Source organism: Streptomyces sp. NPDC006140, assembly GCF_040628815.1.
In the GTDB taxonomy this organism is placed as follows: domain Bacteria; phylum Actinomycetota; class Actinomycetes; order Streptomycetales; family Streptomycetaceae; genus Streptomyces.
The window spans coordinates 283,916-296,423 of the sequence record NZ_JBEXTS010000013.1 but is presented as its reverse complement, the minus strand read 5'-3'; the positions used below and the strand labels follow the sequence as shown (position 1 = coordinate 296,423).

At 73.5% G+C, this 12,508-nt stretch carries 7 protein-coding genes; 3 read left to right on the top strand and 4 right to left on the bottom strand.

Annotation, left to right across the window (positions count from 1 at the left end):
* Positions 1-373: 373 nt before the first annotated feature.
* A complete protein-coding gene (locus ABZ386_RS30935; RefSeq protein WP_114253916.1) occupies positions 374-922 on the bottom strand; it encodes a MarR family transcriptional regulator in 549 nt (182 codons plus the stop codon).
* 123 nt (positions 923-1,045) lie between these two features.
* Between ABZ386_RS30935 and ABZ386_RS30930 the strand changes: the two genes are divergently transcribed.
* Positions 1,046-2,311, top strand: coding sequence for an MFS transporter (locus tag ABZ386_RS30930; protein ID WP_358966846.1), 1,266 nt, complete (start codon positions 1,046-1,048; stop codon positions 2,309-2,311).
* Positions 2,312-2,324: 13 nt separating this feature from the next.
* Here the strand turns inward: ABZ386_RS30930 and ABZ386_RS30925 are convergent, their stop codons facing one another.
* Positions 2,325-3,992 carry a SpoIIE family protein phosphatase gene (locus ABZ386_RS30925; RefSeq protein ID WP_114253918.1) on the bottom strand — a complete coding sequence of 556 codons (1,668 nt, stop codon included), beginning with the start codon at positions 3,990-3,992 and terminating at the stop codon, positions 2,325-2,327.
* A gap of 174 nt (positions 3,993-4,166) precedes the next feature.
* Positions 4,167-5,546 (bottom strand): NAD(P)/FAD-dependent oxidoreductase, encoded by a 1,380-nt coding sequence (locus ABZ386_RS30920; protein ID WP_351347955.1) that lies wholly within the window; start codon positions 5,544-5,546, stop codon positions 4,167-4,169.
* A 376-nt stretch (positions 5,547-5,922) separates the two neighbouring features.
* On the opposite strand from ABZ386_RS30920, the gene ABZ386_RS30915 reads away from it, so the two are divergent.
* Positions 5,923-6,693 carry a helix-turn-helix domain-containing protein gene (locus ABZ386_RS30915; RefSeq protein WP_351347953.1) on the top strand — a complete coding sequence of 257 codons (771 nt, stop codon included), beginning with the start codon at positions 5,923-5,925 and terminating at the stop codon, positions 6,691-6,693.
* 381 nt (positions 6,694-7,074) lie between these two features.
* On the top strand, positions 7,075-9,057 hold the full coding sequence (locus ABZ386_RS30910; protein WP_358966832.1) for a sigma-70 family RNA polymerase sigma factor: 1,983 nt from the start codon (positions 7,075-7,077) through the stop codon (positions 9,055-9,057).
* Here the strand turns inward: ABZ386_RS30910 and ABZ386_RS30905 are convergent.
* Entirely contained in the window at positions 9,044-12,358 is a 3,315-nt protein-coding gene (locus ABZ386_RS30905) for a BTAD domain-containing putative transcriptional regulator (protein ID WP_358966829.1), read from the bottom strand. The genes ABZ386_RS30910 and ABZ386_RS30905 overlap by 14 nt on opposite strands.
* Between the last annotated feature and the right edge of the window lie 150 nt (positions 12,359-12,508).

Here is a 12,508-nt window from a genome sequence, read left to right as displayed (position 1 = left end):
TCCAGGTTCCCGCTTCCGCGTTTCCCTTTCCGGCGGTTCCGACTCTATCAGATCCTTTCGGGCCTGATTCCCAGTCAGTTGGGGTTGTCTTCGCGACCCTTGGGCCGTTCCGACGTCTCCAACCTTAGCGCGGTCCCTCGGCGATTCCAAAATCGAAGCCAGTCGGAGTCGATCAGGTCGTCGAGCCCCAATTCGAATTGAATTCGGGCACGCCGAAATCAACCCCGTTGGGAGCGATCTTGCTAGTGGTTGGTGCCGCTCGTGCGGCGGAAGTGCTGTCGCAGAACCGTTACGTCTCCGCGGCAACCCGAAGAACTCTACGGATCAGGCAGGGGGCTGTCAAGTACCCGCTGTCAAGATCTTTTGCGGGGCGTCAGTCCAAGTCGGAGAGGCGGCCGCCGGCGTCCGGCTGGGCGTGTTCCACCCGGCGCAGGAGCCGGGTGAGGACCTCGCCCAGCGTCGTGCGCTCCTCCGGGGACAGGTCCTGGAGCAGGTCTTCCTCGAAGACCGACGCCAGGCGCATCGCCTCCAGCCACTTCTCACGCCCCTCAGGTGTCAGCTCCACGATGACTCGTACGCGGTTGGACTCGTCTCGCTCACGGGTGACCAGTCCTTCGCCGACCATGCGGTCGATCCGGTGAGTCATCGCGGCCGGGGTCAGACCGAGGCGCTTGGCGAGGTCGCTGGGGCCCAGCCGGTACGGGGCGCCGGAGAGGACGAGGGCCTTGAGGACCTCCCACTCGGCGTTGCTGATGTCCAGGGCCGCGGTCTGACGGCCGTAGGCGACGTTCATACGGCGGTTCAGGCGGGACAGGGCCGAGACGATCTGCTCGACCTGGGGGTCGAGGTCCTGGAACTCGCGCTGGTACGCGGCGATCTGCTCTTCGAGGGTCGGCTCGCTGGGGCCGGGGGTGTCGCCCATGGGCCGCAGTATGGCATGGCCGCTCTTTGCCTTGAAGTCCTTGGATGTGTACTCTTTAGCTTCTAAGTTTAGCTTCGAAGTCTTCACTCCTAACTTGTGAGAGAGGTGAACGTGACCAGGGCGATGGGCGCAGCGATGCGCCGGATCCACGTGGGCAACGCACTCAGCGCGTTCGGGCTCGGCTTCACGGTCCCGTATCTGTACGTCTATGTGGCGCAGGTGCGGGGGCTGGGAGCCATGACGGCGGGTCTTGTGCTCGCCGTCTTCGCTGTGGCCGCGCTGGTGGTGCTGCCGTTCGCCGGGCGGGCCATCGTCCGGCGTGGCCCGCTGCCGGTGCTGCTCGCCGCCCTGGTCGCCGCCGCCGTGGGTGCGCTGAGTCTGGGGATCGCGAGCAGTGCGGTGGCCGTGCTGGTGTCGGCTTCCCTGCTGGGGGCCGGGCAGGCCGTGATGCAGCCGGCGCTGGCGACGATGATCGTGGACTGCTCCAGCGCGGAGACGCGGTCGCGGGCCTTCGCCCTGCAGTTCTTCCTGCAGAACCTCGGGCTCGGGGTGGGCGGTCTCATCGGCGGCCATCTGGTCGACGCGTCCAGTGCCGCGTCCTTCACTCTGCTCTTCGCGATCGAGGCGGCGATGTTCCTGCTGCTGGTCGTGGTGATGACGACCGTGCGGATGCCGCACGCGCCGCGGATCGAGGGCGCCCCCGTGGCGTCGGGGCGGGGCAGCTGGAAGCAGCTGCTGGGCAACCGGGCCATGGTGCAGCTGTGCGTGCTGGGCTTCGTGCTGTTCTTCGCCTGCTACGGGCAGTTCGAGTCCGGGCTGAGCGCGTACGGGGTGGAGGCCGCCGGGATCTCGACGTCCGCGCTGGGGACCGCGCTGGCCGCCAACACGTTGGTGATCGTCGTCGCGCAGTTCGCCGTGCTGCGGTTCGTGGAGCGGCGTCGGCGGTCGCGGGTGATCGCGGCCGTGGGGCTGATCTGGGCCGTGGCGTGGGCCGTCGCCGGGTACGCGGGGCTCGGGCACGGCAGCCAGGAGATGGCGACGGCCGCGTTCGTGTCGACGTACACGCTGTTCGGGCTGGGCGAGGCGATGCTGTCGCCGACCGTGGCCCCGCTGGTCGCCGATCTGGCGCCGGAGGGGATGGCCGGGCAGTACAACTCCGCCTTCGCCCTGGTCAAGCAGCTCGCGCTGGCCGTCGGGCCGGCGGTGGGCGGGCCGCTGGGGGCCTCGCTGCACGCGCCGTACATCGTGGCCTTCCTGGTGTTCTCCCTGGGGATCACGGTGCTTGCCGTGCGGTTGGGGCGGCAGCTGACCGACGTGCAGGATCATCCGTGGCGCGCGAGGAGCCGGGTCGTGGCGCGGGGCGGGGCTCCCGTTTCCGCGGACGTCTGATCCTCCGGGCCTGCTAGGGCGCCTGCGTGCGCGGCAGGGCGAACTCGCACCACACCGCCTTGCCGCCGCCCGGTGTGCGGCGGCAGCCCCAGTTCGAGGCGATCGTGGCGACGATGGCGATGCCCCGGCCCGACTCGTCGCCCGGTTCCGCGCGGCGGCGTCTGGGGAGATGGTCGTCGCCGTCGGTGACCTCGATGATCAGGCGTCTGTCCGTGCGGCGCAGGCGCAGGCGCATCGGCGGGGTGCCGTGCTGGAGGGAGTTGGCGACCAGTTCGCTGGTGGCCAGGACGCCCAGGTCGTGCAGGTCGGCGGGGAAGCGCCAGCTGGTCAGGACGCCGGAGGCGAAGGCACGCGCGCGGGGGGCCGCTTCCACTCCGCCGAGGAGTTCCAGGGCGGCGTTGCGGAACAGCTCGCCCTCGGGGCCGGTGCGGGCGGGGTGCTGGAGGACCAGGACGGCCACGTCGTCGTCGTGGTCGGGGGTCACGCCGGCCGAGCGGACCAGGCGGTCGCAGACGACCTGGGGCGTGCCGGTGGCGCCGGCCAGGGCGCGTTCCAGGGCGGCGATGCCCTCGTCCAGGTCGGCGTCGCGGCGCTCCACCAGGCCGTCCGTGTAGAGGACGGCCGTCGAGCCGGGGCTGAGGGGGATCGAGCCTGAGGTGTGCATCCAGCCGCCGGTGCCGAGCGGGGGGCCGGTGGGTTCCTCGGCGCGCAGGACCGTGCCGTTCTCGTCGCGGACGAGGATGGGGAGGTGGCCGGCCGAGGCGTAGACGAGCTTGCCCTCGTTCGGGTCGTGGACGGCGTACGCGCATGTGGCGATCTGGTTGGCGTCGATCTCGGCCGCCAGGCCGTCGAGGAGCTGGAGGACCTCGTGCGGAGGCAGGTCGAGGCGGGCGTAGGCCCGGACCGCCGTGCGGAGCTGGCCCATGACCGCCGCCGCGCGGACGCCTCGGCCCATGACGTCGCCGATGACCAGGGCCGTGCGGCCGCCGCCGAGGGTGATGACGTCGTACCAGTCGCCGCCGACGGCCGCTTCCGTGCCGCCGGGGTGGTAGGTGGCGGCGATGCGCAGGTCGTCCGGCTGTTCGAGCTCCTGGGGGAGCAGGGAGCGCTGGAGGGTGACGGCCGTTTCGCGTTGGCGGCGTTCGCTGGCGCGCAGGCGTTCGGCGGCTTCGGCGTGGTCGGTGACGTCCGTGGCGAAGACGAGGACGCCGCGGCCGTCGGTGCCGGAGGTGCCGTCGCGTTCCGCGACCGGGGTGCAGGTGAAGGTGTAGGAGCGGCCGTCGGGGGCCTTGCGGGACTTCACCGTGCGGGGCTTGCCGCTGCGCAGGACCTGGTCCAGGAGGGGGAACAGGCCGAGCGCGTCCAGTTCGGGGAGGGCCTCGCGGGCGCGTTCGCCCAGGGGGCGTACGCCGAAGGCGGTGGTGTAGGCGTCGTTGACGTAGGCGATGCGGTGGTCGGGGCCGTGGACCAGGGCGACGAGGGAGGGGACGCGGTCGAGGACCTCGCGCACCCGCAGCTCGTCGACGGCGGGCACGGACGGAGTCTCGTCGGTCAGTTGTTCGGCACGGGCGGCGGGTACGGAGCCTTCCCCCCGCCGGTCCGGGGAGGCCGTCTGCTCGGTCCGCGCTGCGGCGCGGCGCTGCGTTCCGGGGAGCCGGGCGCTCCAGCGCGTGAAGTTCACGAATCCTTGCCTCGTGTAGTCGTCGGCGGCCGGCACCGGAACCGGCCGGGGCCCCGGGGGGCCCGCACCGGGGCGAGCCGTGGCACACCCGTGGTGGTGGACCAGTCTGGCAGTGCGCGGACCGGACCAACATCCGTCAGACGCCGGGCCGGCCGGTGGAGTTCCTGGGTCCGGTCAGGACGACCCCTTCGGGTTGCCCGGGGGGTCTTGGGAAGGCTTTCCACCGGCCGCGAGTTCGAACTCCGCCCGGGGATGTTCGAGTGAACCGAGGGAGACGATCTCCCGTTTGAACAGGCCGGCCAGGGCCCATTCGGCGAGCACGCGCGCCTTGCGGTTGAAGGTGGGCACGCGGCTGAGGTGGTAGGCGCGGTGCATGAACCAGGCGGGGTAGCCCTTGAGCTTGCGTCCGTAGACGTGGGCGACGCCCTTGTGCAGGCCGAGGGAGGCGACCGAGCCGGCGTAGGCGTGTCCGTACGTCTCCAGGGGCTCGCCGCGCAGGGTGTGCACGATGTTGTCGGCGAGAACCCTGGCCTGACGCACGGCGTGCTGGGCGTTGGGGGCGCATGCGCGGCCCGGCTCGCCGGCGGTCACGTCCGGGACCGCGGCGGCGTCTCCGGCCGCCCACGCGCGCGTGGTGCCCTCGATCGACAGTTCGGGCGTGCACCTGAGGCGTCCGCGGTCGTTGCGCGGCAGGTCGGTGGCGGCGAGTACCGGGTGGGGTTTCACGCCGGCCGTCCAGACGACCGTACGGGTCGGGAAGCGGGCGCCGTCGCTGAGGACCGCGACCCGGTCGGCGCAGGACTCCAGGCGGGTCCGGAGGCGGACGTCGATGTTGCGGCGGCGCAGTTCGGTGACGGTGTAGCGGCCCATCTCCTCACCGACCTCGGGCAGGATGCGGTCCGAGGCCTCGACGAGGATCCACTTCATGTCCTCGGGCTGGACGTTGTGGTAGTAGCGCGCGGCGTAGCGGGCCATGTCCTCCAGTTCGCCGAGGGCCTCCACGCCGGCGAAGCCGCCGCCGACAAAGACGAAGGTGAGGGCCGCGTCGCGGATCGCGGGATCGCGGGTGGAGGAGGCGATGTCCATCTGCTCGATGACGTGGTTGCGCAGGCCGATGGCCTCCTCGACGGTCTTGAAGCCGATGCCGTGGTCGGCGAGGCCGGGGACCGGCAGGGTGCGCGAGACGGAGCCGGGGGCGAGGACGAGCTGGTCGTAGGGCAGCCGCTGCCCGCCGGTGCCCTCCTCCTCGGTGGCGAGGGTGGTGATGGTGGCGATGCGTTTCGCGTGGTCGACGGCGGTGGCCTCGCCGATGACGATGTGGCACCGGTCGAGGACGCGCCGCAGCGGTACGACGACGTGGCGGGGTGAGATGGCGCCGGCGGCGGCCTCGGGGAGGAACGGCTGGTAGGTCATGTACGGGTCGGGGGTGACGACCGTGATCTCCACCTCGCCCCGTTGCAGTTCCCGTTTCAGGCGGCGCTGCAGGCGCAGGGCCGTGTACATCCCGACGTAGCCGCCACCGACAACGAGAATGCGCGCACGTTCCTTCACCATCCCATGACGCACCCGCCGCTTGCGTTTGTCCACAGCCTCGACGAATTGTGTGACCGGAGCGGGAGCGCGCGCGGAGTTGGCCGGATTAGCGGGCTGCGGTGCAGACGCGCAGGTCAGCGGGGGTGGTGTGGGGGGCGCGCGGGGGCACATTCAGGACGTATACGGCCCGTACTCCGATCGGTGGTCGCTCCGTGCGGAACCTGCCCCTTCTGAATTGACTCCCTCTCAACTATGTTCGTGTGTCGACGGGGTGTAGGGGGATGCGCTCACCGGGTCCGCGACGGGCGGACCCACGGACCCGAGCCTGTTCCCTCGTCCCGGCATCGAATGGCGGGGAGTGTCTCCGGGGGGAGACGTCATTACCGGGGGAATGCTTATGCATGTTCAGGATTCTCGTTGGTCGTCCGCATCCGCTCTCGCAGCGGGTGGCGCGACGATGAGCGCGGCGGGCAACGGGCGCGCGGACGGACCGCGGACGACGCCGCTGCGCGTGGACGCACAGCGCAATCTGGAGCACGTGCTGCGTGCGGCGCGCGAGGTCTTCGGCGAGCTGGGGTACGGCGCGCCGATGGAGGACGTGGCGCGGCGCGCGCGGGTCGGTGTGGGCACGGTGTACCGGCGGTTCCCGAGCAAGGACGTCCTGGTGCGGCGGATAGCCGAGGAGGAGACGTCCCGGCTGACCGACCAGGCGCGTGCGGCGCTCGGCCAGGAGGACGAGCCGTGGTCGGCGCTGTCGCGCTTCCTGCGGACGTCCGTGGCCTCCGGCGCCGGGCGGCTGCTGCCGCCGCAGGTGCTGCGGGTCTCGGTCGGGGAGGACGCCTCCGGCGGCGCGCGGGTGCCGCAGCAGCGGACCCAGCCGGGGTCGGCGGAGCTGCGGCTGGTGCCGGAGCAGCCGGTGGCGGTGGCTTCGGTGCCGGCGGTCGCGGCGGAGGACGACGCGGGGGCGTCGGCGCTGCTCGAGGTCGTGGGCCAGCTCGTGGAGCGGGCCCGGGCGGCGGGTGAGCTGCGGGCGGACGTGTCGGTGTCGGACGTCCTGCTGGTGATCGCGACGGCCGCGCCCGCGCTGCCGGACGCGGCGCAGCAGGCGGCCGCTTCGGCCCGGCTGCTGGACATCCTGCTGGAGGGGCTGCGGTCGCGACCGGCGTGAGCTTCCGGGCCGGGCGAGGCGTGAGCTTTCGGCGCCGGAGCATGGCGTGCGCAGGCGTGAGCTTTCGGCGCCGGACCGTGAGGTGAGCTTCCGGGGCCCGGAGTGACTTTCCGGGCCCGGGAGTGACTTGCTGGTGCTGCGTGACCTCTTGGGCCTGGCGTGACCTTCTTGGATCTGGCGTGAGTTCCTGGGCCTGGCGTGACCTCCTGGGCCCTGGAGCAAAGGGGAAGCCTTCCCCGAACGGGTGGCGGTTAGTGCTGGCGTGCGGCGAGTCCCCACGGATGAGTGATGGTCCGGACTCCGAGGGCCTGACCAAAAGCCGCTGTGGCAGTCTGACCCGGTGGTTCGGACGGGTTGGGCGGCTGGCGGGGGCTTTCCGCGATGAGCGTTGACGGGCGGGACGAGTCGAGCGGCAGCGGGAGCGGTGACGCCGCGGCCGGCGGCCAGGTCCCGCCGCAGGTGCCGAGCCAGGGCGGTCGCGCGAGCGGCCCGCAGGGCGGGTACCCCGTCGACGGCTCGGTCCCGGCCCAGCGCGCGTGGCGCGAGGACAGCGTCCTGCCGCCGCCGCGCGAGCTGCCGCCGTCCGACGCCGATCTCATCGACCGGATGCGCTCGGGCGACGACACGGCTTACGAGGAGCTGTACCGGCGCCACGCACTGGCCGTGCGCCGCTACGCCCGCACCTGCTGCCGTGACGCCCACACCGCGGAGGACCTGACCGCCGAGGTCTTCGCCCGCATGCTCCAGGCGGTGCGCGGCGGCTCCGGCCCGCAGCACGCCGTACGCGCGTACCTGCTCACCTCCGTCCGCCGTGTCGCCGCCTCCTGGACGAGGTCGGCGCGGCGGGAGCAGCTCGTCGACGACTTCGCGGTGTTCGCCACCCAGTCCGCGCGCGGCTCCCACGTGTCCGACGACGACACGCTCGAACTGGGCGCGGACGTGCGGGCGATGCACGAGGCCGAGCGGTCCATGGCCATGCGGGCCTTCCGGTCACTGCCGGAGCGGTGGCAGGCCGTGCTGTGGCACACCGAGGTCGAGGACGAGTCGCCCAGTGAGGTCGCCACGCTCTTCGGGCTGGACGCCAACGGCACGCGCGTGCTCGCCAGCCGGGCCCGCGAGGGCCTCAAGCAGGCCTACCTCCAGGCCCACGTCAGTGACACGCTCACCGGTGACGAGGCGTGCGCGCGCTATGCCGACCAGCTCGGCACGTACGCCCGGGGCCGGCTGCGCACGCGGGCCGAGCGGGGGCTGCGCAAGCACCTGGAGGAGTGCGCGCGGTGCCGGCTGGCCGCGAGCCAGATCGAGGAGGTGGCCGGGGGCATCCCGGCCGTCGTGCCGGTCGCTGTCATCGGCTGGTTCGGTGCCGCCGGGTACGCCAAGGCGGCCGGTCTCATCGCCGGAGGCACGGGCGCGGGCGCGGCCGGTGCCGCGGGAGCCGCCGCGGCGGCGAGCGGCGGCTCGTCGGGCGGGGCGGCGGCGGGCGGCGGCTCGTCCGGTGGGGCCGGTGGCGGTGGTGCGGCGGCCTCCGAGGGGCTCGGCGCGCCGGTGAAGGCCGGGATCGCGGCCGGTGTGGTCGCCGTCGGCGTCGTGGCCGCGGTGGTCCTGGCCCTGACCGGCAGCGAGAAACCCGAGGAGGAGGCGAGGACCGCGCCGCCCTCCCCGACGTCACCGGCGGTGCGCCCCGGCGAGCCCACGCCCACCCCCACCGAGCGGGAACCCGGACCGCGCCCGCCGGCCCTCGTGCCCGCACGGGCCGAGACGCCCGCGCCGACACCGTCCTCCAGGACCACCCCGGCTCCCCCGCCCGCCGCGGCCCCCGCGCCGACACCCACCTCGCCGCCCGCACCCCCGAAACCCAGGCCGACACCGCCTCCGGCGCCCGGACCCGAGCCGACGCCCCCGCCCACCCCGACCGAGGCCCCACCGCCCCCGGCCGTCTACCAGTTGAGCGAACTGTCCTACGACGTCAGCGGCGACGGCACGAAGCCCGAGATCCGGATCGGCGCGAGCAGCTGGGTCTGGCAGCGGTACGGCATGTCGGTCGCGGACCGGCGGTACGCGCACGGCGTCACCGTGCACGGCAGCTCCTCCGTCACCATCGACCTCAACCGCTCCTGCTCCTCGTACGACGCGTTCGTCGGCGTGGACGACATGACGCTGGGGCTCGGCAAGGTGTACTTCTCCGTCTACGCCGACGGGGCCCGGCTCTGGCGGTCCGGGCTCGTCGAGGGCGGTGACCCGGCCGTCCCCGTCCATGTGAACCTCACCGGCCGCAGCACCGTACGCCTCGTGGTGGAGCCGCACAGCACCCTGGACACCCTGATGACGGCCGACTGGGCGGAGTCGAAGTTCACCTGCGGCTAACCGTGGACGCGCGCTGTGCCTCGGTCAGTTCGCGCAGGACGTCGTCCGCCGTGAGGGCGGTGCCCCGGGCACGCTCCTCGTCGCACCGGGCGGCGCCCAGGGCCGCGCGGGCCTCGGCGTCGATCCGCTCCGCCTGGGCGTGCTCCGGCATGGGGCGCGGGCGGCCGGACCGCCAGTGGTCGGCGGCGCCGAGCAGCCGTGCCGCGCGCGGGAAGTCGCCGAGGTCGGCCAGCAGCCCCGCCCCGCCGTCCGCGACCGTGGCCCGGATCGTGTCCGAGCACCGCTTGTCGACGGCTTCCCGGAGGGCTCCGGTCAGTTTGGGCAGGGCTGTCTCCGGGCCCGACTCGCTCGCCGTGATGACGGCGTCGACCAGCTGCAGCATCACCATGAACTGCGGGGGCGGTGTGCCGCGCCCGGTCTCCGCGCGCGCTGCCTCGCACAGGTCGCGCGCCCGGGCCGTGTGCCCCTCCTCGGACGCCATCTGGGCGCTCAGCAGCAGGACGAACGCCTTGGAGTCCGCCACGCCGTACCGGTCGGACGCGGCGCTCGCCTCGTCCAGCGCCGCCAGTGCGGCCGGCCGGTCACCCGCACGGTAGGCGATCTCGGCGAGCCGGGCGATCAGGAACGGCGACTCGGCGTACGCGCCCACCTCGTAGGCGAGCCGCAGCGCCTCCTCGTACTCGCCTTTGGCCTCCTCGAAACCGTTGCGCGCCATGGCCGCCTCGCCGGCCGCGCTGCACACCTGGGCCCGCAGCCAGCGATCCCCGACGCGGCGGCTGAGGATCCGCAGCTCCGCCAGGTCGTCGTCGACGCCGGCCAGGTCGCCGGGCGCGTCGACGACCATGTGGGTGCGGAACATCAGGGCGACGGCGGTCTCCCAGTCCCCGCCGTGGGCGCGGCAGTTGGCGACGGCCGAGTCCATGACGGCCCGGAGGTCGCCCTGCTCGGCCTGCTCGGCCTGCTCGCCCTGCTCGGCCTGGCCGGCCGCGAAGCTGCAGAGCATCGGCCAGACGAGCCCCGGGAGTCGGGCCGCCCGCGGTCCGCCCTCCGCGAAGAGCGCCCACACCCGCTCCACGTACGGCCGCCGCTGCTCCACGAACTCCTGCAGGGGCCCCGCTTCGGCCAGGAAGAACAGATGCTGCATGCGCAGATCCATCCGCAGGGCGTGCAGCGGATGCCCCGCCTCCCCGTCCGGCGCGGCGAGGAAATGGTCGACGGGGTCGGGCGGGCACGGCTCTCCCCCCGACGTCAGGCGGACGCCGGTGTCGAGAGCCGCTCCCAGGCGCAGGATCCGATCCAGCCACTCCACGCCCTCGTGCCGGTAGTTGCGCAGCCACCAGAACCAGCCCATGGCCAGGGCGACGGCACCGGCTTCCGCCTCGTCCCCGGCGGTGAGGGCCCGGTCGAGGGCGGCGCGGATGTTGTCCAGCTCGGCCTCCAGACGGGAGATCCAGGGCAGTTGACCGGCGGAGCGCAGCTGCGGTTCGGCCCGCTCGACCAGCGCGCGCACCCACGCGCGGTGCCGCAGCTCGGCCTCGGCACGCAGCGGCGGGACCTCGGCGGCGCGCTCGACGGCGTACTCGTGGATCGTCTCCAGCATGCGGTAGCGCATGCCGCCGGAGCCGTCCCGCGCGCAGGGGGCCGCCACGACGAGGGACTTGTCGACGAGCGCCCCGAGCAGCTCGGCGGCGGGCCCGCCGCACACCGCCTCGGCCGCCGCGAGGTCCCAGCCGCCCGCGAACACCGACAGCTCGCACAGCACTCTGCGCTCGGCCTCGTCGAGCAGGTCCCACGACCAGTCGACGACGGCGCGCAGGGTCTGCTGGCGGGGCAGGACCGTACGGCTCCCGGAGGTGAGGAGGCGGAAGCGGTCGTCGAGCCGGTCGGCGATCTGCCGGGGCGTGAGGAGCCGGAGCCGGGCGGCAGCCAGCTCGATGGCGAGCGGCAGGCCGTCCAGCCGGCGGCAGATCTCCGCGACCGCCTGCTCGTCGCGGAGCACGGCGTCCGCGTCGGGGCGGACGGCGGCGGCGCGCTCCGCGAACAGCCGGCGGGCGTGGTCCGGCCGCAGCGGCTCGACCGGCCGCACCAACTCCCCGGGCACGCCCAGGGGTTCCCTGCTGGTGGCGAGGATCGTCAGGCCCGGGCAGCGGGTCAGCAGGGTCTCGGCGAGGTGGGCGGCGGCGCCGATGACATGCTCGCAGTTGTCAAGGATCAGCAGCTGGCTGCGCGGGGCGCAGTACTCCACGAGCAGGGCGACGGGGTCGTCCTGCACGGCCGTGAGCTCGCTGGTCATCAGCACGGTCTCGCGCAGACCGAGCGCGCTGACCACCGCTCCCGGCACCGCCTCCGGCCGGTCGAGCGGGGCGAGTTCGGCCAGCCACGCCTGCGGAAGCCCGGCGGCGGCCTCCTCGGCGAGACGGGTCTTGCCAGAGCCGCCCGGTCCGGTGAGGGTGACGAGACGGGCCCTGTGCAGATCGGAACGGATGGCGTCGATCTCGGGTTCCCGGCCGACGAAAGAGGTCAGCCGGGGACGGATGTTGCCGGTGCGCTCGGGCGGAGCGGGCGCGGGTCTCTCCTCCCGCGTGGCAGAACCGAGCAGTTCGGCGTGGAGGGCGCGCAGTTCGGGCCCCGGGTCGGTGCCGAGGCCGTCGGCGAGGGCGCGGCGGGCGGACTCGTACGCGGCGAGGGCGTCGCCCGCGCGGCCGGATTCGCGCAGGGCGCGCACCAGTAGGGCGTGCAGCGGTTCGTCGTAGGGGTGGACGGCGGTCAGTTCCCGCAGTTCCGGTACGACGTCCGGCGCGCGGCCGAGCCGCAGGCGGGCCTCGGCCCGGGCCCGGGTCGCCTCCAGCCGGGTCGCCTCCGGGCGGGTGGCGGCGGAGCGGTCGGGGAGGTCGGCGAGGGCGGGGCCGCGCCACAGGGCGAGGGCGGCGTCGAGGTGTTGTTCCGCGCGGGCGGGGTCGTCGGCGGCGAGGGCGTCGGTGCCCTGCTGGACGAGCCGTTCGAAGACGAAGAGGTCGATGTCCTCCTGGGTGGCCGCGAGTCGGTAGCCGCCGGTCTCGGAGACCACGGCATCCTTCCCGAGGGCTCGCCGGAGCCGGCCAACCAGGGCCTGGAGGGCGGCGGGGGCGTCCTGGGGCGGGTCGTCGGCCCAGACCTCGTCGATCAGGGTCGTGGGGGTGGTGAGCCGGGACGGGCGCAGGGCGAGGGCGGTGAGCAGGGCGCGGAGGCGGGGGCCGCCGACGGGTACGACCGAGCCGTGCTCGTCCTCTGCCGTGGTGACGCCCAGGATTCTGTACCGCACGGGGTCATTGTGTCCGGGGTGGGGGCGAGGCTCGGAGGGTTTTCGGTGCGGGGCGTTTCCGCGGGCGGTTGCGAAGGGGCCCGGCGCGGGTTCGGTGCCCGGCGTTGTGCTTGAGGCCGGGTGGGTCCGCAACCCGGCGTAGCGGGGTGC

Bases quoted from the DNA above. Each gene is read 5' to 3' on its own strand.
- ABZ386_RS30930 (WP_358966846.1), top strand. From the start codon at position 1,046: ATGGGCGCAGCGATGCGCCGGATCCACGTGGGCAACGCACTCAGCGCG.
- ABZ386_RS30935 (WP_114253916.1), bottom strand. From the start codon at position 922: ATGGGCGACACCCCCGGCCCCAGCGAGCCGACCCTCGAAGAGCAGATC.
- ABZ386_RS30915 (WP_351347953.1), top strand. From the start codon at position 5,923: ATGCATGTTCAGGATTCTCGTTGGTCGTCCGCATCCGCTCTCGCAGCG.
- ABZ386_RS30910 (WP_358966832.1), top strand. From the start codon at position 7,075: ATGAGCGTTGACGGGCGGGACGAGTCGAGCGGCAGCGGGAGCGGTGAC.
- ABZ386_RS30920 (WP_351347955.1), bottom strand. From the start codon at position 5,546: ATGGTGAAGGAACGTGCGCGCATTCTCGTTGTCGGTGGCGGCTACGTC.